Annotated in this window: 23 protein-coding genes; 10 read left to right on the top strand and 13 right to left on the bottom strand. The window is 62.9% G+C overall.

Annotated elements, in window-relative coordinates; translation table 11 throughout:
• Positions 1-46: 46 nt before the first annotated feature.
• Both aguA and Q8X48_RS25350 read left to right on the top strand, forming a co-directional pair.
• Positions 47-1,171 carry an agmatine deiminase gene (aguA, locus tag Q8X48_RS25355; protein WP_095966968.1) on the top strand — a complete coding sequence of 375 codons (1,125 nt, stop codon included), beginning with the start codon at positions 47-49 and terminating at the stop codon, positions 1,169-1,171.
• A gap of 2 nt (positions 1,172-1,173) precedes the next feature.
• Positions 1,174-2,271 carry an extracellular solute-binding protein gene (locus Q8X48_RS25350; RefSeq protein WP_217835395.1) on the top strand — a complete coding sequence of 366 codons (1,098 nt, stop codon included), beginning with the start codon at positions 1,174-1,176 and terminating at the stop codon, positions 2,269-2,271.
• A gap of 128 nt (positions 2,272-2,399) precedes the next feature.
• Here the strand turns inward: Q8X48_RS25350 and Q8X48_RS25345 are convergent, their stop codons facing one another.
• From Q8X48_RS25345 to Q8X48_RS25320, 6 genes are all read right to left on the bottom strand, one after another.
• Positions 2,400-3,017, bottom strand: a complete 618-nt coding sequence (locus tag Q8X48_RS25345; protein ID WP_407801753.1) for a DNA-3-methyladenine glycosylase family protein — start codon at positions 3,015-3,017, stop codon at positions 2,400-2,402.
• A 4-nt stretch (positions 3,018-3,021) separates the two neighbouring features.
• Positions 3,022-3,834: an isocitrate lyase/PEP mutase family protein gene (locus tag Q8X48_RS25340; protein ID WP_407801754.1), complete on the bottom strand. Its 813-nt coding sequence runs from the start codon at positions 3,832-3,834 to the stop codon at positions 3,022-3,024.
• A gap of 34 nt (positions 3,835-3,868) precedes the next feature.
• Positions 3,869-4,951 (bottom strand): bifunctional transcriptional activator/DNA repair enzyme AdaA, encoded by a 1,083-nt coding sequence (locus Q8X48_RS25335; protein WP_407801755.1) that lies wholly within the window; start codon positions 4,949-4,951, stop codon positions 3,869-3,871.
• A gap of 70 nt (positions 4,952-5,021) precedes the next feature.
• Positions 5,022-5,978, bottom strand: coding sequence for a Dyp-type peroxidase (locus tag Q8X48_RS25330; RefSeq protein WP_407801756.1), 957 nt, complete (start codon positions 5,976-5,978; stop codon positions 5,022-5,024).
• 32 nt (positions 5,979-6,010) lie between these two features.
• Positions 6,011-6,631, bottom strand: a complete 621-nt coding sequence (locus Q8X48_RS25325) for a LysE family translocator (RefSeq protein WP_217835391.1) — start codon at positions 6,629-6,631, stop codon at positions 6,011-6,013.
• 91 nt (positions 6,632-6,722) lie between these two features.
• Complete coding sequence (locus Q8X48_RS25320) at positions 6,723-7,619, bottom strand: DMT family transporter (protein WP_407801758.1); 897 nt, start codon at positions 7,617-7,619, stop codon at positions 6,723-6,725.
• Positions 7,620-7,708: 89 nt separating this feature from the next.
• Here Q8X48_RS25320 and Q8X48_RS25315 point away from each other — a divergent pair, with 89 nt between their 5' ends.
• Complete coding sequence (locus Q8X48_RS25315; protein WP_407801759.1) at positions 7,709-9,040, top strand: aminotransferase-like domain-containing protein; 1,332 nt, start codon at positions 7,709-7,711, stop codon at positions 9,038-9,040.
• Positions 9,041-9,126: 86 nt separating this feature from the next.
• Positions 9,127-9,714: a LysE family translocator gene (locus Q8X48_RS25310; RefSeq protein ID WP_007976274.1), complete on the top strand. Its 588-nt coding sequence runs from the start codon at positions 9,127-9,129 to the stop codon at positions 9,712-9,714.
• A 208-nt stretch (positions 9,715-9,922) separates the two neighbouring features.
• Here Q8X48_RS25310 and Q8X48_RS25305 read toward each other — a convergent pair whose 3' ends face one another.
• From Q8X48_RS25305 to Q8X48_RS25285, 5 genes are all read right to left on the bottom strand, one after another.
• On the bottom strand, positions 9,923-10,756 hold the full coding sequence (locus tag Q8X48_RS25305; RefSeq protein ID WP_407801760.1) for an AraC family transcriptional regulator: 834 nt from the start codon (positions 10,754-10,756) through the stop codon (positions 9,923-9,925).
• A 33-nt stretch (positions 10,757-10,789) separates the two neighbouring features.
• Complete coding sequence (locus tag Q8X48_RS25300; protein WP_407801761.1) at positions 10,790-11,293, bottom strand: VOC family protein; 504 nt, start codon at positions 11,291-11,293, stop codon at positions 10,790-10,792.
• 103 nt (positions 11,294-11,396) lie between these two features.
• Positions 11,397-13,886: a TonB-dependent siderophore receptor gene (locus tag Q8X48_RS25295; protein WP_407801763.1), complete on the bottom strand. Its 2,490-nt coding sequence runs from the start codon at positions 13,884-13,886 to the stop codon at positions 11,397-11,399.
• Between the two features lie 99 nt (positions 13,887-13,985).
• On the bottom strand, positions 13,986-14,969 hold the full coding sequence (locus tag Q8X48_RS25290; RefSeq protein ID WP_407801764.1) for a FecR domain-containing protein: 984 nt from the start codon (positions 14,967-14,969) through the stop codon (positions 13,986-13,988).
• Positions 14,966-15,490: a sigma-70 family RNA polymerase sigma factor gene (locus Q8X48_RS25285; protein ID WP_407801765.1), complete on the bottom strand. Its 525-nt coding sequence runs from the start codon at positions 15,488-15,490 to the stop codon at positions 14,966-14,968. Before Q8X48_RS25285 ends, Q8X48_RS25290 begins: the two co-directional genes overlap by 4 nt.
• A gap of 360 nt (positions 15,491-15,850) precedes the next feature.
• Between Q8X48_RS25285 and Q8X48_RS25280 the strand changes: the two genes are divergently transcribed.
• From Q8X48_RS25280 to Q8X48_RS25260, 5 genes are all read left to right on the top strand, one after another.
• The gene (locus Q8X48_RS25280; RefSeq protein ID WP_407801766.1) at positions 15,851-17,005 is read left to right on the top strand and encodes an NnrS family protein; all 1,155 of its coding nucleotides are present in this window, start codon (positions 15,851-15,853) and stop codon (positions 17,003-17,005) included.
• Between the two features lie 171 nt (positions 17,006-17,176).
• Positions 17,177-17,632 (top strand): (2Fe-2S)-binding protein, encoded by a 456-nt coding sequence (locus Q8X48_RS25275; protein WP_015095385.1) that lies wholly within the window; start codon positions 17,177-17,179, stop codon positions 17,630-17,632.
• A gap of 7 nt (positions 17,633-17,639) precedes the next feature.
• Positions 17,640-19,808 (top strand): xanthine dehydrogenase family protein molybdopterin-binding subunit, encoded by a 2,169-nt coding sequence (locus Q8X48_RS25270; RefSeq protein ID WP_407801767.1) that lies wholly within the window; start codon positions 17,640-17,642, stop codon positions 19,806-19,808.
• A gap of 1 nt (position 19,809) precedes the next feature.
• The gene (locus Q8X48_RS25265; protein ID WP_407801768.1) at positions 19,810-20,391 is read left to right on the top strand and encodes a hypothetical protein; all 582 of its coding nucleotides are present in this window, start codon (positions 19,810-19,812) and stop codon (positions 20,389-20,391) included.
• A 74-nt stretch (positions 20,392-20,465) separates the two neighbouring features.
• Positions 20,466-21,047, top strand: a complete 582-nt coding sequence (locus Q8X48_RS25260; RefSeq protein ID WP_407801769.1) for a GGDEF domain-containing protein — start codon at positions 20,466-20,468, stop codon at positions 21,045-21,047.
• 141 nt (positions 21,048-21,188) lie between these two features.
• On the opposite strand, the gene Q8X48_RS25255 is transcribed toward Q8X48_RS25260, so the two are convergent.
• Entirely contained in the window at positions 21,189-21,614 is a 426-nt protein-coding gene (locus Q8X48_RS25255) for a VOC family protein (RefSeq protein ID WP_015095381.1), read from the bottom strand.
• Positions 21,615-21,727: 113 nt separating this feature from the next.
• Between Q8X48_RS25255 and Q8X48_RS25250 the strand changes: the two genes are divergently transcribed.
• Complete coding sequence (locus Q8X48_RS25250) at positions 21,728-22,588, top strand: LysR family transcriptional regulator (protein ID WP_407801771.1); 861 nt, start codon at positions 21,728-21,730, stop codon at positions 22,586-22,588.
• Between the two features lie 184 nt (positions 22,589-22,772).
• On the opposite strand, the gene fabI is transcribed toward Q8X48_RS25250, so the two are convergent.
• Positions 22,773-23,567, bottom strand: a complete 795-nt coding sequence (gene fabI, locus Q8X48_RS25245; protein WP_008028639.1) for an enoyl-ACP reductase FabI — start codon at positions 23,565-23,567, stop codon at positions 22,773-22,775.
• Positions 23,568-23,585 lie beyond the last annotated feature (18 nt).

The following is a 23,585-nucleotide window of genomic DNA, read 5'->3' as shown; positions in this document are numbered from 1 at the left end:
GCCCTTAGCCTGTGGTCATTCCAATCCCTGATGAAGAGGTTTGACCATGGCCCGTTTGCTCGACACCACTCCCAAACAGGACGGTTTCCGTCTGCCCGGCGAATTCGAAGCCAAGTCCGGTTGCTGGCTCGGCTGGCCGGAGCGCACCGACGTCTGGCGCAACGGCGCCAAGCCTGCGCAGAAAGTCTGGGTGCAGATCGTCACCGCCATTTCCATGAGCGAACCGGTCACCGTGTGCGCCTCGGCGGCACAGTTCGCCACCGCGCGCCGCCAGTTGCCGCCGCAGGTGCGTGTGGTGGAAATGACCTGCAACGACACCTGGTTCCGCGACAGCGGCCCGTGCTTTGTGGTCAATGACCAGAGCGGCGAAGTGCGCGGCGTCGACTTTGAATTCAATGCCTACGGCGGACTCGACGGCGGCCTGTACTACCCGTGGGACAAGGACGACCAGATCGCGAGCAAGATCCTCGAAATCGAACGCTTTGACCGCTATCGCGCCCCCTTGATTGCCGAACTGGGCGGCATCCAGAGCGACGGCCAGGGCAGCATCCTCACCACCGAGCAATGCTTGCTCAACCGTAACCGCAACCAGCATCTGGGCAAGGACGAAGTCACCCGTCGCCTGACCGACTACCTCGGCGCCGAGCAGGTGATCTGGCTGCCGCGGGGCTGCAAGTTCGACGAAACCGATGGCCACGTCGACGACCTCGCCTGCTTCGTGCGCCCCGGTGAAGTGGTGCTGCAATGGACCGACAACCGCGACGACCCGCAGTGGGAAATCTATCAGGAAGCCTATGACATCCTGCGCAGCACCCGCGACAGTCGCGGCCGCGAGCTGATCGTGCACAAGCTGCCGCAGCCGGATGTGCTGCAATGGACGGCCGAAGAAGCCGAAGGGCTGGACCAGCAGGACAGCACCCATACCCGCCAGGCCGGGACGAAGATCTGCGCGTCGTACATCAATTACTACGCCGGCAACAGCGCCATCGTGGTGCCGCTGTTTGGTGATCGCAACGACAAGGTGGCGCTGGCGACCCTGGCCGAGCTGTTTCCGAAACACAGCATCGTCGGCATCGAAAACTCCCGGGAAATCCTCCTCGGCGGCGGCAACGTCGCGTGCATCACCATGCCGCAGTACGCCGGCACTGCTTGCAACAAAAAGGGAGTCTGACCATGGGCCTGCACAAACTGACTCAAGCAATACTGCTGGTGCTTGCACCCCTGTGTGTGCAGGCCGCCGACACCGCCAAGCCGGTGGTCAACCTGTATATCTGGGGCGAGTACCTGGCCCCGGACACCCTGAAAAACTTCGAGGAAAAAACCGGCATTCATGTGGTGGTCGACCACTTCGACTCCCTGGAAACCGTCGAGACCAAGCTGCTCACCGGCCACAGTGGCTACGACCTGGTATTGACGGCGGGGCAGCACCTGTCGCGCGCCATCGAGAGTGGTGCGGTGCAGACGGTCGACAAGCAGCAACTGCCGCATTTCGCCGGCGTCGGCGAGGAGTTCCGCCAGCACATGGCCGTGTTCGATCCGGGCAACCGCTATGCCGGGATCTACGCCTGGGGCACCACGGGCGTGGGTTATCAGGAACAGGCCGTGAAACAGCGCCTGGCCGACGCGCCGACCGACAGTTGGGCGATGCTGTTCGACCCGGCCGTGGTCTCGAAATTCGCCGATTGCGGGGTCAGCCTGCTCAACGATCCCAATGAAGTGTTCGCGGCGGTCATGAAGTACATGGGGCTGGACATCAATCGCCAGAACCTCGACGACCTGAAACTCGCCGAGCAGCAACTGGCGAAGATTCGGCCGTACATTCGCTACTTCGACAACGACCTGAATATCAGCGACTTGGCCAACGGCAACACCTGCGTGGCGATGTCGTGGAACGGCAACGTGGGCATCGCGGCGGGCCAGGCCGAGGCAGCGGGCAAACCCTATTCGCTCAAGTACCGGATTCCGAAGGAGGGCACGTTGATCTGGTTTGATGCCATGGTCATTCCCAGGGATGCGCCGCATCCGAAGGCCGCTCTTGCCTTGATGGACTACCTGATGACCCCGCAAGTGATCGCGCCGATCACCGACACCATCCATTACGCCAATGCGATCACGGCGGCCGATGGCTTGATCGACCCGGCGATCCGCAATGATCCGGGGACGTATCCACCGGCCGCGGTCAAGGCTTTGCTGTACAGCAAGAATGACAATGGCAAGGCATTCAACCGGGCGTTGATCCGGGCGTTCAGTCGGTTGAAGTCGGGGTTGTGATGCTGTGTTGACTGGACTGACGTCTTCGCGGGCAAGCCCGCGCCCACAGGTTTAGCGGTATACATATTTTTTGTGTACGACTCGGACACTGTGGGAGCGGGCTTGCCCGCGAAGAACGATAACGCGGTCTACCGGGTGGGCACCCGCCACAAATACCAGGCCGCCACCGTCCGGTAAGGGCTCCACGCCGAGCCGATCTCGATCATCTGCTTGCGCGTCGGCTGCACCTGGAGCCCCTTGAGCCGGCGATAACCCTCACGCACGCCAAAGTCGTCGGCCGGCAGGATGTCCGGGCGTTCCAGGCTGTAGATCAGCAGCATCTCCACGGTCCAGCGCCCGACGCCGCGCAACGTGATCAACCGCTCGATCAGCGCTTCATCGTCCATGGCCAGCGCCGTGGCGTAATCCGGCACCACGCCGTCCAGCGATGCCTGGGCGATACCCTGGATGGTCGCGATCTTGCTCGCGGAAAAGCCGCAACTGCGCAATCGGTCGAAATCCGTGGCGACGATCTGTTCAGGCCGGGGAAAGGCGCCCGAACCGAACAGCGCCAGCAGCCGCCCGACAATCGCATCGCCGGCCTTGGCGTGCAGTTGCTGATAGGCAATCGCCCGCACCAGCGATTCATAGGGATCACGCGCCGCATGCGGCTGGTGCAGGCAGGGGCCGATGGCGTCGATGTGGCGACGCCAGTCGTCATCGATGGCGGCCAGGAACTTACTGGCCGCCTGATAGCCCTCGGACATGGGCTCAGGCTTTCCCGGACGGTTTCAACAGGGCGTTGATTTCGCTATAGGTGAAAGCCTTCAGGTTGTGGCTGTCGAACTTGCCGGTTTGCAGAAAGCTTTGGGCAATGCCGGCCATGGCGCCATAAAGGAATTCGGCAATGCCGGAACCGGCGCTCAGACGGCGTACGCCGAGCGCTTCAAGCGCTTCGGGCGACGGCAGGCCCGGGAACCCCAGCACATTCAATGGCAGCGAGGTGCCGTGGCACAGCGCCTTGATCTCGTACTCGGCGGTAACGCCCGCGGCAAACAGGCCATTGGCACCGGCCGCCTGATACAGCGCGGCGCGCCTGAGGGTTTCGGCGACGCGGTCTTCGGCAGGCACCAGGCCGCGCAGATAGACATCGGTGCGCGCATTGATGAACAGGTTCACGTTACGTCGATCGGCCACCTGGCGCGCGATTTCAATCTTGCGTACCAGCAACTCCGGCGGCGAGGAACCGTCCTCGATATTGATCCCGACCGCGCCGGCTGCGATCACCGCGTCAACCACCTGTGCCACTCGCTCCAGGTCGTCGGAGTAACCGGCCTCGATGTCCACGGTCAGCGGCACCGAAATGACCCGGGCAATCGACTCGACGGTCGAGACCAGGCGCTCAAGGGGCAGGGTGTTGCCGTCCGGATAGCCATGTACCCAGGCCACCGCGGCGCTGCTGGTGGCCACGGCCTTATTGCCCAGTTGCTCCACCAGCCGCGCCCCGGCGGCATCGGCGACGTTGGTGAGGATCAGCAGACCCTCGTGATGCAGTTGGTGCAGTTGATTGTCGAGCCTGTCCATCGAGTTTCCTTCCTTATGAAAAGCCTGTAGGGGATCAGAGCGCCAACTGCTCCGTGAGCTGCACCGCAGCGTTTTCCAGCCTGAGCAGAAACGCCTTGCGCGGCTGGCCTCCAGCGTAGCCGGTCAGCGAGCCGTCGGCGCCGATCACGCGGTGGCACGGCACGACAATCGATAAGCGGTTATGCCCGTTGGCCAGGCCTACCGCCCGACTGGCACCGGGCTTGCCCAAGGTCGCCGCAATGGTGCCGTAGGTGGTGGTCTGGCCGTAGGGGATCTTCGCCAGTTCAGCCCAGACGCGGCGGGAGAACTCGCTGCCGGGCATGTGCAGGGCAACGCTGAACTCAGTCAACGTCCCGGCGAAGTACGCCGACAATTGCGCTTCGATCTGCTGCAAATGGGTGTTGTGCCCCGGGGCCACGGCATAACCGAAACGGTTTTGCAGCGCTTCGATCGACGGGGTCAGTGAGGCCTGATCGAGAAACTCCAGCAGCACCAGCCCGCGCCGTTCGGCCATGGCGATCATCGGCCCCAGCGGCGTGGTCAGGCGGGTGAACAGCAGCGGCTCGCTGTTGGCCGCGCGGCCCGGGGTGATGTGAAACGACTTTTGAAAGGCATCGCGAAAGCCGCTCAGGGACTCGTAGCCGGAATCGAAGGCGACGGCGTCGATGGAGTCGCCCTGTTTGATCCCGCCCAATGCCATGCCCAGACGCCGGGCGCGTAGCCACGCGTGGAAGGTCATGCCGAAATGCTGCTTGAACCAGCGGCGCAGTTTCAGCGGCTCGATGCCTGCGGCCAGTAGCTGGGCGTCGGTCCAGCGCTGCTCCGGGTCGGCATCTACTGATTTGAACAGGCTCTGCACCCAGCCCGGCGCGCTGGCAGCGGTGTCCAGCGGTTTGCAGCGCAGGCAGGCGCGGTAGCCCGCCGCCAGGCATTGCTCGGCGTTGGCAAAGAACTCGACATTCTCAGGCTTCGGGCTGCGAGCGGTGCAGCCGGGGCGGCAGAAGATGCCTGTGGTCTTGACCGCCGTGAAGAACACGCCCTCGTAGGAGGTGTCTCGTTCGAGCATGGCACGAACCATCTCGGCGCGGGGCGGGAGCAGCGTTTTTTGTAGGTTCATGGGCGCAGCATAGAGGGCGTCATGGGGGACCTCCACCGGAAAATCGACAGCGAATTCCAGTGGTTTCCAATCAGGTGTGGGATGGCTCGCGATCGGCCAGTTCTTCCAGCAGATCGGCCGAAGGCACAAAGAACAAGCCGCCCGTGACTGCCGTGCTGAAATCCAGCAGGCGGTCGTAATTGCCAGGCGGCTTGCCGACAAACATGTTCTCGAGCATTTGTTCCATAGGCTCAGGCGAACGGGCATAGCCGATGAAATACGTGCCGAACTCACCGGCACCGGGCCGGCCAAACGGCATGTTGTCGCGCAGGATTTTCACTTCCTGCCCGTCCTTGGTGATCGTCGTCAAGGCGCTGTGGGAGCAACTGGGTTTGATCGAGTCATCCAGTTCGATATCGGACAATTTCGTGCGCCCGATCACCTGTTCCTGAGCCTCGACGGAGAGCGCATTCCAGGCCGTCATGTCGTGCAGGTATTTCTGCACCAGCACATAGCTGCCCGCGGCAAACAGCGGGTCTTCATCGCCGACCATCGTGAAGTGGGCAGCCTTGCGACCGACCGGGTTTTCGGTGCCATCGACAAAGCCGATGATGCTGCGCATATCGAAATAGCGAAAGCCCTGAACTTCATCGACGACCGTGACCGCGTCTCCAAGGGACGAGAGCAATTGCGTGGCCAGCTCGAAGCACAGGTCCATCTGCTCGGCGCGAATGTGCAGCAAGATGTCGCCCGGCGTTGCCAGCGCTCGACGTCCTTCGCCGCCGAACTCGCGAAACCCGTGCAGCGAAGCCGGGCGCGGGCCGCCGAACAAGGTGTTCCAGGCACTGGAGCCAAAGCCACAGATGCACGACAAATTGCCGGAGGGAACACGTTTGCCGACCGAGCGCGTGAGGGCCGCGATGTCTGCACACCAGGCCCGCACTTTAGCGGCCGCATCCCCGCCGGGCGCCAATGTGGCGACGATGAACATCGCGCTGCCGGTGATGGGGCTGCATACCGCTTGAGGCTCTGGTGTTGGGTGATCCATTGGTATTTGCACTCCATGGGCAGGGGGAATGTTCAGGCGCGTCGCGCCATCAGCAACACCGAAGCCGCCGCCGACAGCAACCCGGCGCAGCAGCGGTTGAACAGGCGCTTGCCGGACGGCCTGGCGAACCAGCGGCGCATGTGCAGGCCCATGTAGGCATAGGCGCCGATGGCGATCCATTCCAGCACCAGGAACAGCGCGCCCAACACCATGAACTGCGGCGCAATGGCCTGGGTCGAGTCGACGAATTGGGGCAGGAACGCGGTGAAGATCAGGATCGCCTTGGGGTTGCCGGCCGCCACCAGGAACTCCTGCCGCGCCAGTGCCAAGGTGCCCGCTGGCGCGCTGGTGGCGACACTCTCGACACCAGGATCGGCGCGCCACAATTGCCAGGCGAGGTAGAACAGGTACGCCGCGCCCAGGATCTTGATGGCGTAGAACAACAGCTCTGAGGTCTGCAGCACCACCGCCAACCCCGCCGAGGCCAGGGCGATCATCCCGGCGAACGCCAGCAACCGGCCGATACCGGCCACGCACGCGGTGCGGTAGCCATAGCGGGTCGAATTGCTGACCGACAGCAGGTTGTTGGGGCCGGGTGCCATGTTGAGGGCGAAGCAGGCCGGCAGAAACAGGGTGAGGGTGGCGAGGTCCATGGTCGGCTCCTGAAGCAAGAGCGCTATTTTTATCACAGCCCGGCGGTGGTCAGCCCCATACAGTGATGGGCGTAAACCACCGTATCAGGGCTCATTTGGCGAATTTTTTCGCCCCGGCGACGCACAGGATCACCGCGACGGTCACACCCAGCATGCCGAGGCTGACCTGTTCATGCAGCAGGGTCGCCGCCAGGGTCAGCCCGAAAAACGGCTGCAGCAGCTGCAATTGTCCAACAGCGGCGATGCCTCCTTGGGCCAGGCCGCGATACCAGAACACGAAACCGATCAGCATGCTGAACAGCGCGACGTAAGCCAGGCTGAACCAGGCAGGCGTGCTGATGCCGCTGAACGAAGCCGGCATGCGCATCCAGCTGAGCAGCGCCACGACCGGCAGCGACAGCACCAGCGCCCAGGAAATCACCTGCCAGCCACCGAGGGTGCGCGACAGCTTCGCGCCTTCGGCATAACCCAGGCCACAGGCAAGGATCGCCAGCAGCATCAGGATGTCGCCCTGCGGGGAGGCGCTCAGCCCCTGGGACAGGGCAAAGCCGACCACCAACAGGCTGCCCAGCAGCGAGAAAATCCAGAACGCCGCCCGAGGTCGTTCGCCGCCGCGCAGGACGCCAAACACCGCCGTCGCCAGGGGCAACAGGCCGACGAAGACGATGGAGTGCGCGGACGTCACGTATTGCAACGCCAGGGCTGTCAGCAGGGGGAAACCGATGACCACGCCGAGGGCGACTATGATCAGCGGGACCAGTTGCTGGCGCGCCGGGCGTTTTTCCTTGAATAACCCCAGCAGGCACAGCGCCAGGACCGCCGCGATGGTCGCCCGCGCAACCGTCAGGAACACCGGATCGAATTCCAGCACCGCCACCCTGGTCGCCGGCAGCGAGCCGCTGAAAATCACCACACCGATCAGTCCGTTGATCCAGCCGCTGGTGGTGTTTTCCAGCGTCCGGTGTTGCAGGTTCGAAGTCCGTTCCATTTGGCTCACGCTCATTGTCTGATTGCACGAAACCCATCGTATGAGCGAGTATCGATACAATCAAAAAATTGTCATGGATACATCTCGACATGCCTCGATCCCGTTATAAAACGCTGGTGGATGCCTTTGCCGCCGACATCCGTTCCGGGTGTTTGCCGCCGGGCACGCGCCTGCCGACGCACCGGCAACTGGCAACCGAGCACGGTCTGGCGCTGGTCACCGCCAGCCGGGTCTATGCCGAGCTGGAGGGCATGGGCCTGGTCAGTGGCGAAACTGGTCGCGGGACCTTTGTCAGGGAGACCTCGCTGCCGCCGGGGCAGGGCATTTCGCAGCACGTGGTGGCGGCGGGGATGATTGACCTCAATTTCAACTACCCGTCATTGCCTGGCCAGGCCGACCTGCTGCGCCATGCCTTGCGTCAACTGGCGTTGTCCGGTGACCTGGAGGCGCTCCTGCGTTACCAGCCCCACGCCGGGCGCCTGCATGAACGGGCCTCGGTCGCGCGTCATCTGGAAGAGCGCGGGCTGAACGTGCCGGCCGAACAGGTGTTGATCGTCAGTGGTGCCCAGCATGGCCTGGCGGTGACGCTGATGACGCTGCTCAAGCCCGGCGATGTCATCGCCGCTGATGCGCTGACCTATCCCGGTTTCAAGACGCTGGCCGAAACCCTGCATCTGGAAGTCTTGCCCATTCCGGTCACGGATACCGGGCCTGATCTGCCGGCCCTGGCAAGACTCTGCCGCAGCCGATCGGTGCGCGCGGTTTACTCGATGCCGACCTTGCATAACCCGCTGGGCTGGGTGATGGACGCCGATCAACGCGAGCAACTGGTGGTGATAGCGCGCCAGCATGACCTCACGATCATCGAGGACGCCGCCTACGCGTTCCTGGCCGAAAACGTGCCGCCTCCGCTGGCCGAGCTGGCGCCGGAGAGAACGGTGTACGTGTCCGGTCTGTCGAAGAATATCGCCACTGGCTTGCGCGTCGGCTTTATCGCCGCACCGGCGCAATGGATCGCCGCCTTCGAACGCACCATCATGGCAACCACCTGGAACACCCCCGGCGTGATGACCGCCATCGCCACGGCCTGGCTCGACGATGGCACCGTCCTCCAGCTGGAAGCGCAAAAACGTGCGGACGCCCGGGCCAGGCAAGCCCTGGCCCGGGCGGTGTTGGCGGGGCTCAGGACCGTCAGTCACCCGAATTCCTACTTCATCTGGTTGCCCTTGGCGGAAGACGCCCGGGCCGACCAGATCGCCATGGCGCTGATGCGCGAGCAAGTGTCGGTGTCGCCGGCCGAGCCCTTTGCGACGTCAACCCATGTGCCCCACGCGATACGCCTGGCGTTGGGCTCGGTGGACATGGACTCGCTGCGCATTGCCCTGGGCAAAGTGAAAAGCGTCGTCGGTTATTACTCATAGCGCTGCAGGGCAGTTTTGTTCAATACGCGAGCCGCTCGGCTCTTTACCTTGAGGGCCTTGTTCAACTCGATGGAAGAAGGTGTGCAATGAGTCTGATGATGTCCATGGCGGCGTTTGCGCTGGTCGCGTCCATCACCCCGGGGCCGGTCAATATTGTGGCGTTGAGTGCCGGCGCGCGGTTTGGCTTCCGGGCCAGCCAGCGTCACGTGGCCGGGGCCACGCTGGGGTTTGTCCTGTTGTTGGTGCTGATGGGGCTGGGCCTGCATGAATTGTTGCAACAGTGGCCGGCGTTGACCCAGGGAGTGCAATGGGCCGGCGTAGCCTTTCTGTTGTACATGGCCTTCAAGCTGGCGGCCGACAATGGGCAGGTGCAAGCCAGTGAGTCGGCGCAGGCCCCGTCGATGTTGTATGGCGCCATCATGCAATGGCTCAACCCCAAGGCCTGGCTGGCCTGCGTGGCCGGCATGGGCGCGTTTGTCGCCGATGGCGAGGCACGTCTGGTCTGGCAGTTTGCCGCGATTTATCTGGTGATCTGTTATGCGTCGGTGGGTTGCTGGGCGTATGCCGGGACGTTTTTGCGCGGGTTTCTGAACAATCCCGCGGGGATGCGGTTGTTCAATCGGGTGATGGCGGCGTTGTTGGTGGTGAGTGCGGTGTATCTGGTGTTGCCGTAGCTGCCATCAACACAGGTTTTGTGGCAAGAAAGTACTTTGTGGCGAGGGGGCTCGCCCCCGTTCGGCGGCGTAGCCGTCGTAAATCCTGCATGCAGAGTATGTCTGAAAGAGCGCCGAGGGCCGCTTCGCAGCCCAACGGGGGCAAGCCCCCTCGCCACAGGGGAGAGTCAGATTCAAGAGCATCTTTGCCAAGAGGTATTGTGCTGCCTCACCCCCGATACTGCCCCGGTGTCGCCGCCAGATGCTGTTTGAACGCCCGTTGAAAATGCGCCTGATCGGCAAACCCCGCTTCCAGTGCCACGTCCGCGATCAGCTTGCCGCTGCGCAATTGATCCTGGGCGAACTGGATGCGCCGGTTCACCAGGAACGCGTGGGGCGTCATGCCGTAATGCTGTTTGAAGGCGCGGATCAGGTAGGACGGCGACAATTGCGCGGCCTCGCAAATGTCTTCGAGCCTGAGGTTTTGGGTGCAGTGGTCGCGGATGTAATCGGCGGCACGCTCGAGCTTGAAATTGGGTTCGCGCAACGGTTGATCGACCGGGTTGAGTCGTAGCTGAACGTCAGTGAAAAACTCCACGGCCACGCTGTGCTTGCGCAGGACATCCTGCTGCGGGTCGACCAGCACTTCATACAAGTCGACGAGGCCGGCAAACAGGTTGGCATCGCGCGTATGGGTCGCTGAAAAACGGCGAAACGCCGCGTCATCGCTGAACCCGAGCTGGCGCTGCAAATCGGTCAGCCACGGCGTATCGACGTACAGCATCAGGTACGACCAGGGTTGGTCTTCGATCGGGTTGCAGGCGTGGACGTCGCCGGGGTTCATCAGCACCACCGTGCCGGCGCTGACCTCGAAGGCTGACTGCTCATGGAGATAGGTGCTGCGCCCGGCGGTGATTGCCCCGATGGAAAAGTGTTCGTGGGCGTGCCGGGTGTAGCAGACCTCGCGCCCGTCGGCGATGGCGCGGGCTTCAATGAAGGGCAGGGCGTCATCGCGCCAGAAGCGCGGGGCCTTGTCGGCGTTCTTGGCAACGGCGTGCTTCATGCTCTCTCCTCGGCAGGTCAGTGCCGGAGTGTATTAGCTCTCGCCGTCAAAGGCTCGTTGCAGTGTGGCGATATCGAGTTTTTTCATTTGCATCATCGCCTGCATGGCCCGTTGGGATTTTTTCGTGTCGGGGTCTTTGAGCATGTCCATCATCGCGACGGGGACGATCTGCCACGACAGCCCGAACTTGTCTTTCAGCCAGCCACATTGCTGGGCCTCGGGAGCGCCACCGGCCGACAGGTTGCCCCAGTAATGGTCGACTTCTTCCTGGCTCAGGCAATTGACCTGAAACGAAACCGCCTCAGTGAACTTGAACAGGGGGCCGCCGTTGAGGCCGGTGAAACTCTGCCCGTCGAGCTCGAAGCTGACGGTCATGACCGAGCCTTCGGGCCGGCCGTGGAATTCGAAACCGGCGTGGCCGTAATGGGTGATAGCGGTGATTTTCGAATGGTCGAAGATCGAGCAATAGAACTTCGCCGCTGCTTCGGCCTGATCGTCGAACCACAGGCAGGGCGTGAGTTTTTGTACGCGTTGCATGGCGGGCACTCCTCGGCAGGTTATGCATGCAGGAATACAGCGTAGCCAGCCTGAGTGGGGTCGGCAGTACCGTAGATCGCCAAACAGCCGTTTCAGGGCGCGATCAGAACGCCCACCGGGTGGTCAGTTGCAGGGTGCGCGGTTCGCCATAAAACCCGGTGCCGAAGTTGCCCAGCCCGGTGTAGTAGGTTTTGTCGAACAGGTTCTTCACGTTCAGCGTAGTGCTCAGGTGCTCGTTGAAGCGATAGCGCGCCATCGCGTCCACCAGGGTGTAGACGGGTTGGGTGATCGTTGTGTACTGACCGAAGTTCAGGTCGTCGGCAGGGTCGGGACGGAACACCTTGCCGAAGAATTCGCTTTGCCAATTCAGGCCGGCGCCAACGGTGAGCCCGTCCCACGCGCCTGGCAGGCGGTAGGTGCTGAAGACCCGCACCAGCTGTTCCGGTGCCGTGGTTTGCAGCACCGAACCGTAGACGTAATCACCCTGGGCATCGCGGGTGTGGTTGTAGGTGTAGCCGGCCGACAGGTTCCAGCCGTCACGCAACTCGCCGGCCAGTTCGAACTCGAAGCCTTGGGTGGTGGCGCCCTGGACGGCGCGGTACACCGACTCGGCATCATCGCCGCTGACATGTTCGGCGATGTTGTCCTGTTCGATGCGGTACAGGGCGAAGCTGGCGTTCAGGCGCCCGCCAAAGTATTCGGCCTTGATGCCCGCTTCAAGACTTTTGCCTTGTACCGGATCGAGCAGTTGGCGGTTGGCGTCCTTGCTCATTTGCGGCTGATAGATGCTGGTGTAGCTGGTGTACACCGACCAGGTGTCGTCGAGATCATAGACAAGCCCGGCGTAAGGCGTGACGACACCACTCCGGCGATAACTGTCGCGCAGGTCGGCGCTGTGCGGGTCACTGTAGTCCAGGTCGTCGTGTCCGCTGAAGTTGCTGACACGTGCGCCGAGGATCAGCGCCAGGTCGTCGAGGGGTTTGAGCCGGGCGGCCAGGTAGGCGCCGGTCTGGCGCTGGACGATGTCGTCGGTGCCCACCCGGGGGATCTCGGGTTTGGCAAACTCGCCGCGCCAATCGAAGATACTGCCGTCCACCGGCGGATACACCGAGCCGTACACCGGGATGTCCTGGCGGGTGTTCATCGACATGAACCCGGCGATCAGTTCGTGCTCGCGACCTGCCAGGGTGAACGGTCCGCTCAGGTTGACGTCGACGTTGTCCTGCATCTGGTCGCCCTTGAACTTGCCCATGTACATGAACATGCCTTCACCGCTGACCGGGTCCGGGTTGCCGCCACTGGCGGAGGCGAGGAAGGTATCGTGCTGACGGTGCTTGCGGTCGTAACTGACCTTGAGTGCCCAGTCGTTGGCCAGTTGTTGCTGCACGTTGGCGAACAGCGTCTGGTTGGTGAAATCGCGACGGCTCCAGTCGGTGGCCGGGTTGAAGGAACGGGAGAAATCGGTGCGCGAGCCGTCGCTGTAGTACATCGGGAAACCGGTCCAGCTGGCGCCTCGGGAGCGGGTGTTTTGCTGGTCGATACCGAGGGTGACGAGGGTGTCCGGGGTCAAGTCGGCCTCGACAATGCCGTAGGCGATGTCCCTGGCGTTGCGGTAGTGATCGACGTAGGCGCTGCGGTCCTGATAGACCCCGACCAGACGCCCGCGGACATTGGCGCTGGCGCTCAGCGGGCCGGAAATATCGCCTTCGCTGCGATAGGTGTCCCAGGAGCCGACGGTGCCGCTGACCGAGGCTTTGAATGCCGGGGTCGGGCGCTTGCGAATCAGGTTGACGGTCGCCGAGGGATCACCCGCCCCGGTCATCAGGCCGGTCGCGCCCTTGATGATTTCGACGCGGTCATAGGGGGCCATGTCGGTGCTGGTGGTGCCGTAGTCGTAGACACCGTCGTAGTCGGTATTGACGCCGTCGTACTGGAAGTTGGTGATTGGCAGGCCACGGCTGGAAAACTCCCAGCGCTCGCTGTCGTAGTTTTGCACGCTGATACCGGGCGCGCGGCGCAGGGCGTCGACGATGCTGGTGGCGCCCTGGTCGTCCATGAGTTGGCGGGTGATGACCGTGACCGATTGCGGCGTCTCGCGCAGAGACAGCGGCAGGCCGGTGGCTGAAGACGTCGAGCCGACGGTGTAGGAATGAGAGTCTTCGCTGATCGTCCCGGGTGCCTGCCCGGAAATGTTGGTCGCCCCCAGTTCCAGCGGGCCTTGTATGACGGGGGCGGTGTGCAGCACATACCCGCCGTTCCCCTGGCGTTGCGCTTGCAGGCCGCTGCCTTGCAGCAGTTGTTGCAACGCTTGCTGCTGGCTGTAGACACCGTTGAGCCCCGGGCTGCGTTTGTCGGCAGCGAGTTCATTGTGTCCGGCGAGAAAGATCCCGGCCTGTTCGGCAAAGCGGTTGAGAACGCTCACCAGCGATCCGCCGGCGATTGCGTAATGGCGTGTCTGGTTGCCGGGTTGTTCGCTCTCGACCAGAGGGGTGGCTTGACTGCGCGACACGTCCAGGCCCGGCAAGACCACCGCCAGCGCCAGCACCAGCGGATGCAAGGCGAAGCGCTGGCGAGTAAGGGTGGCGCGCGGCATGGAGTTCCCGGAAGTCGGATCAATCTGCATTCGAAGTGCTTGAAGGATTAACCGAGCGAAAAAGGCAAAAGGGAACCGACGCACCGGAAAAAACGCTCATCAGGTTTTCGGGCCTACGTTGACCCACCACTGCAGCGGCTTCTGCACCCGTACCGGCAATGCCGCTTCCAGCAGGCGCAAGGCCTGATCGGTGTCCTTGAGCGGGAAGGCACCCATGACCGGCAGCCCGGCTACCGCCGGGTCACATCCCAGATGTCCGGGACGATAGCGGCTCAGTTCTTCGAGCAACTGCCCCAGCGGCAGGTTGTCCGCCAGTAACAGGCCGCGGCGCCAGGCTTCGCGGCTGGCCGACGCAGCGGTCGGTGTCGGTGTGTGGTCTTGTGTAAAGCACAACTGCTGTCCGGCCTTGACCACCTGCACTTGACCCTGGGTGGTGCGCACCTCAACTGCGCCTTCGTAGACATTCAACAGCGTTTGCCGGTCTTGTTGGCACACGCTGAAACGCGTACCCAGCGCGCGCAGGCGGCCCTCGACGGTTTGCACCAGCAACGGGCGGCTGGTGTCGCTGGCGGTGTCGACCAACACCTCTCCGGCCTGCAACAGCAGTAACCGCTGTGCGGTGTCGAAACGTACATCCAGTGCACTGAGGGCGTTGAGCCAGATTCGGCTGCCATCGCTGAGCCGGGCTTCCCGGGTTTCGCCGGTGCCGGTGGAGAGGTCGGCGGTCCATCGGGTCAGGGTCAGCGGCAGGGCGCCTTGCCGCCATGCGCTCCAGCCGAGCCAACTGCCCGACACCAGGACCAGCAGGCTCTTGACCGTCTGGCGGCGGCTGATGGAAGCGCGTCCGCTGTTGCGTAATACGTGGCCGGCCGCCTGCTGATGATTGTCCTGTAGCGCGGCAACGCGCTGGCTCACACGCTCGACATAGTGCCACGCGGCCTGGTGCTCGCCGCTTTGCGCCAGCCAGGCTTGCCAATGCTCGCGTTCCTGCTCGCTGGCGTGGTGATCGTTGAGTTGCACGTACCAGCTTGCCGCCTGTTCGAGGCTGGCGTGGCTGATGGCGTTTCTGGCGGCGCGGGTCATTGAATCAGCAGGCCGTCGAGTTCGGCTTCGAGCATTGCGCAATGCATCAGCGCCTGGGCCAGGTACTTTTTCACCATGCGCTCGCTCACGCCGATTTCTTCGGCAATGTTTCGGTAGGGCAGCCCATGCATCTGCGCCAGAACGAACGCATCACGCACCCGCTGGGGCAAGCGCTGCAGCATGGCATCCACTTCGTACAGGGTTTCGACGATGATCGCCCGCTGCTCCGGCGAAGGCTGGACGGCCTGGGGCTGCGCGGCCAGGGTCTCGAGCCAGGCCTGTTCCAGCTGGCGACGACGCCAGTGGTCAATGCACAGACCCCGGGCGATGGTCGCCAGGTAAGAGCGTTCGTGGGTTTCCCCGTCAAACACCTGCGGACGCTTGAGCACCCGTATGAAGGTGTCATGGGCCAGGTCGGCGGCATCGAACGCATTGTTCAAGCGCCGGCGCAACAACTCGTGCAGCCAGTGATGGTGGCTGGCGTAGAGGTTCTGGACGCAGGAGGAGTCGGCAACCGTCATCGTGAGCACATGTCCATGGGCGATCTGCACGCTTATGCAAATAAGAATTGATCGCGATTAAAACAAAAGGCCTATGACTGTGCAAATGATATTGGTTTGCTTTTATCAGGTTCGGCCCGGGCTCGAATGAGCTTGCAGTCGTTATGACTCTTGTGTGTGTCATAAGGACTATTTTTTGCATGAGTCATATTGACTGCGACTTTCTGAGGTCATTGATTTACCGGGAGATATCTCATTGGCACGAAACATGATGCAGAAGAGGTACAACTGAACGCCTTCAGGAAAACGCAAAATGTCCGACTACTTCAGCAACCCTCAGAGATATCGCCAGAGCCCAAGCCTGCTCCGGGTGGTGGCTTGATGCGTAAGCTTGGCGCTGCAGCGCTTTTCAGTGTTGGTTTTCGGCCGTTCTTTCTGGCCGGGGCCGGGTTCGCCAGCTTCTCCGTGGCGGTCTGGGCAATGTGGCTGTACGGCCGTTTACCCCAAGCGCAACCCGTGGGCGGCATGCTGGCCTGGCATCGACATGAAATGCCCTTCGGATTTGCCGCTGCCATCATCGCCGGGTTCCTCCTGACCGCGGTGCCGAACTGGACAGGTCGACCGGGGCTCAAGGGCTGGCCGCTGATCGGCCTGGTGCTGGTGTGGCTGCTGGCGCGGCTGGCCTGGTGGCTGCCGATGCCTGCATCCTTGCTGCTGGCCTTGCAGGTGCCTTTTCTGCCGCTGCTGGCATGGGCGTTGGGGCGCGACCTGGTGGCGGCGGGCAAGCGCGAGAATTATCCGATTCTGTTGATGGTGTCGCTGCTGGCCGGGTGTCAGGCATTGACCTTGCTGGGTTTTGCCGTTGATGACGGCAACCTGCAACGGCATGGCGTGCTGGCCGCCCTGTGGTTGGTCGGTGCGCTGATGAGTGTGATTGGCGGGCGGGTGATTCCGTTCTTTATCCAGCGCGGCTTGAACCGCCCGGCAACGGCTGCGGCCCATCCGTTGCCGGGTAAGGTGCTGCTGGTCAGCGCCATGCTGGCGGCGCTGTCCTTTGCCGCCGGTTTGAATGACGTCCCCCGTGTGTGGCTGGCGCCGCTGTTTGCGTTGATCAGCGCTTTGCATCTGCTGCGCCTGTGGCGCTGGCATGACCGCGGCCTGTGGCGCGTGTCGCTGCTGTGGTCGCTGTACCTGGCTTACGCCTGGCTCGCCGTGGCGACACTGGCCATGGCGCTGTGGCACCTGGGTTGGCTGGCGCAACAAAGCCTGGCCACCCATTCGCTGGCCGTCGGCGGTATCGGCGGGTTGATTCTGGCGATGATCGCGCGGGTCAGTCTGGGGCATACCGGGCGTTTGCTGCAGCCGTCCGGGGCGGTCGTTGCAGGGTTTGCCCTGGTGTTGCTGGCGGGGGCGTGCCGGGTAGGGCTGGTGCCTTTTTCAAGTCTTGGATTGGCGCTGTCGGCGCTGTTGTGGTGTAGCGCTTTTGCGGTTTTTGTCTGGCGCTACACCGGGATCTTGTTGGGGCCAAGGCTCTAGTGAAGGGTTCCAGGGCCGTCCATCGAGGCGGCCTTTGCATGACCGGTGGTCGATGCGCAATGGTCTGGCGGCAAATCTGCGCTTAGCTGAAGGGATACCCGAGGCGCGCGCAGGTTGTACAAGGCTGCAGCGACGCCCCTTCAGATCACCGTGAGTCTGAGGAACCGCGCCATGCTCACCCTGAACATCAATGGCCAGGATCAGGAGCTGGATGTCCCCGCCGACATGCCGTTGCTCTGGGTCTTGCGCGATGTCGCCCACCTTACCGGCACCAAGTTCGGTTGCGGCATGGCCCAATGTGGAGCCTGCACAGTGCACGTCGATGGCGCGCCGCTACGCTCCTGCATCACACCGGCTACTGCCGTCGCCCATGGACAAAAGATTCTCACCATCGAAGGCCTGTCGGCGGACGGCTCGCATCCGGTGCAAAAGGCCTGGGCGGAACTCGACGTGGTTCAGTGCGGTTACTGCCAGTCCGGGCAGATCATGTCGGCGGCGGCGTTGCTGGCGAAAATTCCCAAACCGACCGACAGCGACATCGATCAGGCGCTGTCCGGCAACATCTGCCGCTGCGGCACTTACCCGCGGATTCGCGCGGCGGTCAAGCGCGCCGCCGAGCTGGGTTGAGGTGGCCATGAACAGCATCAACGCGTTATCGCGCCGGGGTTTTCTCAAGGGCAGTGCTGTGCTGGGCGGTGGGCTGGTGGTGGCGTTTGTCATGCCCGGCGCCCATCGGTTCGCCATGGGCGCGGAGAATCAGGGCAACGTGTTTGCCCCCAACGCTTTCCTGCGTATTGGCAATGACAACAGCGTCACCGTGTTGCTCGGCCATTCGGAAATGGGCCAGGGCATCTGGACCGGCCTGACCATGCTGATTGCCGAGGAACTGGACGCCGACTGGTCGAAGATCCGCGTCGAGCATTCCCCTGCATCGGCCGCCGACTACGGTATGCCCGGGTTTGGCGGGATGCAGATCACCGGCGGCTCGACCTCGACCTGGATGGAGTTCGATCGCTATCGTCAGGCCGGCGCGGCGGCGCGCTTGATGTTGATCGATGCCGCGGCCAAGCGTTTCAACGTTGCTCCCTCCGAAATTCATACAGAGTCGGGCGTGGTGGTTGCCGGTGAGCATCGCGCCACCTACGGCGAGTTGGCCGATGACGCCGGACAGCTGCCACCGCCGGACCCCGCCTCGATCAAACTCAAGGACGCGAAAGACTGGCGGCTGATCGGTAAACCCACCCAGCGTCTGGACACACCGGAGAAAATCACCGGCCGGGCGAAATTCGGCATGGACGTGCAGTTCGATGGGCTGATGACGGCGATGGTCGCCCGTTCGCCCACCTTTGGCGGCAGCGTCAAATCCTTTGAAGGCGCCGAGGCGCTGGCGATTCCCGGCGTGCACAAAGTGGTGCAAGTGCCGACGGGCATTGCGGTGATTGCCGATCATTACTGGGCGGCGAAGCTGGGGCGCGATGCGCTGAAAGTCGAGTGGAACCCGGGGCCGAACGCGGGGCTCAATAGCCAGGCGCTGCTGGAAAGCTTCCGCAAACTCGCCGCTACCCCTGGGCTGAACGCCGGTCAGGCGGGCGATACCCCGGCTGCGCTGGCGAAAGCGGCCAAGACCATCGACGCCGAATACAGTGTGCCTTATCTGGCCCACGCGCCGATGGAACCGCTCAACTGCACCGTGAGCATCAGCAAGGACAAGTGCGAAATCTGGACCGGCACCCAGTTCCAGACCCTGGACCAGATGGTCGCCGGGCAAATCACCGGGCTCAAACCCGAGCAGGTCAAGATCCATACCGAGTTTCTCGGCGGCGGCTTCGGGCGCCGGGCCAATCCGACCTCGGATTTCGTCAGCGAAGCGGTGCATGTCGCCAAGGCCGCCGGTGTGCCGGTGAAAACCGTGTGGGCACGGGAGGACGACATCCGTGGCGGCTATTACCGTTCGGCGTTCCTGCACCATGCGCGTATCGGGCTGGGCGCTGACGGCCTGCCGCTGGCCTGGAAGCATGTGATGGTCGGGCAGTCGATCATGGCCGGGACCTCGCTCGAAGCGAGCATGGTCAAGGACGGGATCGACAAGACCTCGGTCGAAGGCGTGGCCGACAGCCCCTACATCGGAGGGCTGGCCAATCACCAGATCGAACTGCACTCGCCACAAACCGGGATCAGCGTGTTGTGGCTGCGTTCGGTGGGGCACACCCACACCGCGTTTGTCATGGAGTCGCTGATCGATGAGCTGGCGACGGCGGCGGGCAAGGACCCGGTGGAGTACCGGCGCACCTTGCTCAAGGACCATCCGCGCCACCTCGGTGTATTGAACCTGGCGGTGGAGAAGGCCAACTGGACGGCGTCGCTGCCCGATGGCCATGCCCTGGGGGTGGCGGTGCATGAATCCTTCGGCAGTTACGTGGCCCAGGTGGCCGAGGTGTCCCAGGACAATCTCGCCATCCGCGTGCACCGCGTGGTGTGTGCGGTGGACTGCGGCATTGCGGTCAACCCGCAGAGCATCGCCGCGCAGATGGAGTCGTGCATCACCTTTGGCCTGAGCTTCGCCTTGCACAGCAAGCTGACGCTCAAGGACGGGCAGGTGGTGCAGTCCAACTATCACGACTATCAGGTGCTGCGGCTCAACGAAATGCCGGTGGTCGAAGTGTATATCGTGCCCAGCAGCAACAAACCCGGCGGTATCGGCGAAGCCGGTGTGCCACCCACGGCGCCGGCTGTGGCCAACGCGGTGTTTGCCCTGACCGGGCAGCGTCTGCGCGAGCTGCCCTTGCAACTGTCGGGGGTGTGAGATGAAACGTCACCACTGGTTGCTCGGGACGGTGATTCTGATCTGTCTTGTGGCCTACGCGTCGCATGTATTCGCCGAAGACCGCGAGGCCTTGCAGGCGTTCGACACCGTGCAGAAGGTCTTCCAGAGCCCGCGTTGCCAGAACTGCCACATTCCCGGGGATTCGCCGCTGCAATTCGATACCGGCGTGCCCCACGCGATGAATGTCGTGCGTGGTATGGACGGCAAGGGCGCCGCCGGGTTGCCCTGTGCAACCTGCCATGGGCAAAGCAATCCACCGGCCAGTTATGGTCCTCATGCGCCGCCCGGGGCGCCACACTGGAGCCTGCCGCCGGCAGCGCAGCGGATGGCCTGGATCGGCCTGCCGGCCGACCGTCTGTGCGCGATGATCAAGGATCGCACCAGCAACGGCGACCGGGACTTCGCCGCGCTGATCAAGCACGTCAGCGACGACAAACTGGTGCTGTGGGGCTGGAACCCGGGTGGCAATCGCGCGCCGGTGCCGGTGCCGCACGACATCTTCGTCAGCCAATTCAAACGCTGGGCCGACGCAGGAGGGCCGTGTCCGGTGGCGGGTAGCTGACCAACGGCACGCTTGCAGGGAGTCAATGCGGGTATGGGCGACTCTAACGTGCATACCAGCAATGGGAGTGAACGATGTTGATCTCAGGCAAAACGGGCAAATCGGGCCGTTCCGCGAGCCCGTTGCTCACGCCACAGCAAGAACGGGAGCGGCTGCGTGAAATGGCGCGCCAGGCCGAGCGAGAGCTGGCGGGTGTGCAAATGGCAAGCATGGATGAGCTGACGCTGCTGTCCAATCGCCATGGCTTCACCGCGCTGGCCCGCCTCGGGCTGGAGGCTTGCCGGGCGCTGGAGACGCCAGCGACGCTGCTGTACTTCTCCCTCGATGAGTTCAAGCGCATCAGCTATCTGTATGGCCGGGCCAAAGGTGACGATGCGCTCAAGACCTTCGCCGATGTCCTGCGTATCGGCTTTCGTGAAAACGATGTGGTCGGCCGGCTCGAAGGCGACCGCTTCGTGGCGCTGCTGACAGGGTCTGGCACCGTGGAGACTGGGGCGATCAAGGCACGACTCAATGAGATACTCGACGAGCGCAACGCTGCGGCGCATCGCAGTTATGACATTCGCTTCAGTGTTGTGCAGGTCGAATATGACCCGGTTGTGCATGGTTCGATCGAGGAGCTGTTGGGGGAGGCTGAAAGTTTGATGAGCCGTTAGGGCTGTGTTGTGTTGGCGGGCCTCTTCGCGGGCAAGCCCGCTCCCACAATGGCCGGCGGTGTTCTCAAATGATCGGATGACCACAAGACCCTGTGGGAGCGGGCTTGCCCGCGAAGGCGGCCGAACAGGCAGCGCATATCCTCACTTGGCAAACAACTGCCCAATATCCTTGAACGCCTTGAATTCCAGCGCATTCCCGCAAGGATCGAACAGAAACATCGTCGCCTGTTCGCCCACCAGCCCCTGAAAACGAATCCCCGGCTCAATCACGAAGCGAGTTCCCAGCGACTTCAGCCGCTCGGCCAGCGCTTCCCACTCCGCCATCCCGAGCACCACGCCAAAATGCGGCACCGGCACATCGTGGCCATCGACGGCGTTGGTGTGGGCTGCCTCTTGCGAAGGGTTTTTCGGCGCCAGGTGAATCACCAGTTGATGGCCGAAAAAATTGAAATCGACCCAATGGTCGCTCGACCGACCTTCTTCCAGGCCAAACACCGCGCCATAGAAGTGCCGGGCGGCGGGCAAGTCGTAGACCGGAATGGCCAGGTGAAAAGGGGAGAGCTGCATCGGGCGAACCTCGTTGGTGGGTGGGCGTGGGTTGAGTTTAGTCCTGTGCTTTTTGATTGAAAGACGATAATTTTTGCGTCGAGCTCAAATAATGTCGATCAATCGAGGCCGCCATGCTGCGAGAACTGAAAACCTTTGTCGCCGTGGCGCGTCACGGCACGTTCGCCGCGGCCGGCATGCACATCGGCCTGACGCAGTCGGCGGTCAGCGCGCAGATTCGCAATCTGGAACAGGCCCTGGGCATCCGTCTGTTCGACCGCACCGGCCGCCAGGCGCTGCTCAATGCGGCGGGGCAGCGTGCATTGCCGATGGCCAGGGAAATGCTCGAGACCTTCAGCCGCATGGCGGTCAGTGACGATGTCAGCGAGTACCGTGGCGAGTTGAAAATCGGCGCGGTGGCGACCGCCCAGACCGGGCTGCTGCCTCAGGCGCTGCTGCGATTGCGCCAGCAGGCGCCCTTGCTGGAGCCCAGGCTGGTGCCGGGTGTGTCACTGAACCTGCTGAGTCAGGTGGACACCGGGGAAGTGGACCTGGCGATCCTGATCAAGCCGCCATTCGAGCTGCCCAAGGAATTGTCCGCGCAGGTGATTCGCCGGGAGCCGTTCGTGCTGATCGTACCGGCGAACCTGGACGGCGATGCCCCGTTGCAACTGCTCGCCGAGCACCCGCATGTGCGCTACGACCGCAATTCGTTTGGCGGGCGACTGGTGACGCGGTTCTTGCGCGAACAGCAGATCGAGGTGCACGGGGCGCTGGAACTGGATGAGCTGGAGGCCATTGTCAAAATGGTTGAGTGTGGGTTGGGGATTTCGTTGTTGCCGCAGGCGGGGTTGTGGCTTGAGCATGGGGCCGGGGTGCGAGTCATTCCCTTGGGCGAGTTGACGTTCTATCGGGAGATTGTGTTGTTGCAGCGCTATAGTCAGCGGACTCAGCCGATTCAGCAGTTGTTCGCCCAATGCCTGACACAACTCTAACCCTGTAGGAGCGAGCTTGCTCGCGAAGGTCGTTAACGATAACGCGCGCAGTCTGGATGAACGCGGCGTGCCCGGGTTTTTCGCGAGCAAGCTCGCTCCTACAGGGGGCGGCTGCATCGGCCGGGGAAATCACAGGCATAAAAAACCCGCCAAAAGAGACGGGTTTTTATTGGCTGACCGAAGATTACTCTTCGAGGCTGCCCATGGCCGTGGTGTTGAAGCCACCGTCCACGTACATGATTTCACCGCTGATGCCGGACGCCAGGTCCGAGCACAGGAAGGCGCCGGCGTTGCCGACTTCTTCGATGGTGACGTTGCGGCGCAGCGGAGTTTGCGCTTCGTTGGCGGCCAGCATCTTGCGGAAGTTCTTGATGCCGGAAGCGGCGAGGGTACGGATCGGACCGGCCGATACGCAGTTGACGCGGGTACCGTCCGGGCCCAGGGAGCCGGCCAGGTAACGTACGCCGGCTTCCAGGGAAGCCTTGGCCATGCCCATCACGTTGTAGTTCGGCATGGTGCGCTCGGCGCCCAGGTACGACAGGGTCAGCAGGCTGCCGTTGCGGCCTTTCATCATTTCGCGGCCGGCCTTGGCCAGGGCCACGAAGCTGTAGGCGCTGATGTCGTGAGCGATGCGGAAACCTTCACGGGTGGTGGCTTCGGTGAAGTCGCCGTCCAGTTGGTCGCCCGGGGCGAAGCCCACGGAGTGCACGATGCAGTCCAGGCCGTCCCACTTCTTGCCCAGCTCAACGAAGACCTTGGCGATTTCTTCATCGCTGGCCACGTCGCACGGGAAGCACAGGTCAGGGTTGGAGCCCCAGCTCTGTGCGAACTCTTCGACACGACCCTTGAGTTTGTCGTTCTGATAAGTGAAGGCAAGCTCAGCGCCCTCGCGATGCATGGCGGCAGCAATGCCGGATGCGATGGACAGCTTGCTGGCGACACCGACGATCAGTACGCGCTTACCGGCGAGAAAACCCATGTGTTGCTCCTCTTTCAG

The organism is Pseudomonas sp. QLc11A, assembly GCF_052112305.1.
Classification (GTDB): domain Bacteria; phylum Pseudomonadota; class Gammaproteobacteria; order Pseudomonadales; family Pseudomonadaceae; genus Aquipseudomonas; species Aquipseudomonas laurylsulfatiphila.
The sequence above is the reverse complement of the archived record's forward strand: the minus strand, read 5'-3'. Positions and strand labels throughout refer to the sequence as shown.

Coding starts and splice junctions, on each gene's coding strand:
- aguA (WP_095966968.1), top strand. CDS start 47: ATGGCCCGTTTGCTCGACACCACTCCCAAACAGGACGGTTTCCGTCTG.
- Q8X48_RS25350 (WP_217835395.1), top strand. CDS start 1,174: ATGGGCCTGCACAAACTGACTCAAGCAATACTGCTGGTGCTTGCACCC.
- Q8X48_RS25345 (WP_407801753.1), bottom strand. CDS start 3,017: ATGTCCGAGGGCTATCAGGCGGCCAGTAAGTTCCTGGCCGCCATCGAT.
- Q8X48_RS25340 (WP_407801754.1), bottom strand. CDS start 3,834: ATGGACAGGCTCGACAATCAACTGCACCAACTGCATCACGAGGGTCTG.
- Q8X48_RS25335 (WP_407801755.1), bottom strand. CDS start 4,951: ATGAACCTACAAAAAACGCTGCTCCCGCCCCGCGCCGAGATGGTTCGT.
- Q8X48_RS25330 (WP_407801756.1), bottom strand. CDS start 5,978: ATGGATCACCCAACACCAGAGCCTCAAGCGGTATGCAGCCCCATCACC.
- Q8X48_RS25325 (WP_217835391.1), bottom strand. CDS start 6,631: ATGGACCTCGCCACCCTCACCCTGTTTCTGCCGGCCTGCTTCGCCCTC.
- Q8X48_RS25320 (WP_407801758.1), bottom strand. CDS start 7,619: ATGGAACGGACTTCGAACCTGCAACACCGGACGCTGGAAAACACCACC.
- Q8X48_RS25315 (WP_407801759.1), top strand. CDS start 7,709: ATGCCTCGATCCCGTTATAAAACGCTGGTGGATGCCTTTGCCGCCGAC.
- Q8X48_RS25310 (WP_007976274.1), top strand. CDS start 9,127: ATGAGTCTGATGATGTCCATGGCGGCGTTTGCGCTGGTCGCGTCCATC.
- Q8X48_RS25305 (WP_407801760.1), bottom strand. CDS start 10,756: ATGAAGCACGCCGTTGCCAAGAACGCCGACAAGGCCCCGCGCTTCTGG.
- Q8X48_RS25300 (WP_407801761.1), bottom strand. CDS start 11,293: ATGCAACGCGTACAAAAACTCACGCCCTGCCTGTGGTTCGACGATCAG.
- Q8X48_RS25295 (WP_407801763.1), bottom strand. CDS start 13,886: ATGCCGCGCGCCACCCTTACTCGCCAGCGCTTCGCCTTGCATCCGCTG.
- Q8X48_RS25290 (WP_407801764.1), bottom strand. CDS start 14,969: ATGACCCGCGCCGCCAGAAACGCCATCAGCCACGCCAGCCTCGAACAG.
- Q8X48_RS25285 (WP_407801765.1), bottom strand. CDS start 15,490: ATGACGGTTGCCGACTCCTCCTGCGTCCAGAACCTCTACGCCAGCCAC.
- Q8X48_RS25280 (WP_407801766.1), top strand. CDS start 15,851: ATGCGTAAGCTTGGCGCTGCAGCGCTTTTCAGTGTTGGTTTTCGGCCG.
- Q8X48_RS25275 (WP_015095385.1), top strand. CDS start 17,177: ATGCTCACCCTGAACATCAATGGCCAGGATCAGGAGCTGGATGTCCCC.
- Q8X48_RS25270 (WP_407801767.1), top strand. CDS start 17,640: ATGAACAGCATCAACGCGTTATCGCGCCGGGGTTTTCTCAAGGGCAGT.
- Q8X48_RS25265 (WP_407801768.1), top strand. CDS start 19,810: ATGAAACGTCACCACTGGTTGCTCGGGACGGTGATTCTGATCTGTCTT.
- Q8X48_RS25260 (WP_407801769.1), top strand. CDS start 20,466: ATGTTGATCTCAGGCAAAACGGGCAAATCGGGCCGTTCCGCGAGCCCG.
- Q8X48_RS25255 (WP_015095381.1), bottom strand. CDS start 21,614: ATGCAGCTCTCCCCTTTTCACCTGGCCATTCCGGTCTACGACTTGCCC.
- Q8X48_RS25250 (WP_407801771.1), top strand. CDS start 21,728: ATGCTGCGAGAACTGAAAACCTTTGTCGCCGTGGCGCGTCACGGCACG.
- fabI (WP_008028639.1), bottom strand. CDS start 23,567: ATGGGTTTTCTCGCCGGTAAGCGCGTACTGATCGTCGGTGTCGCCAGC.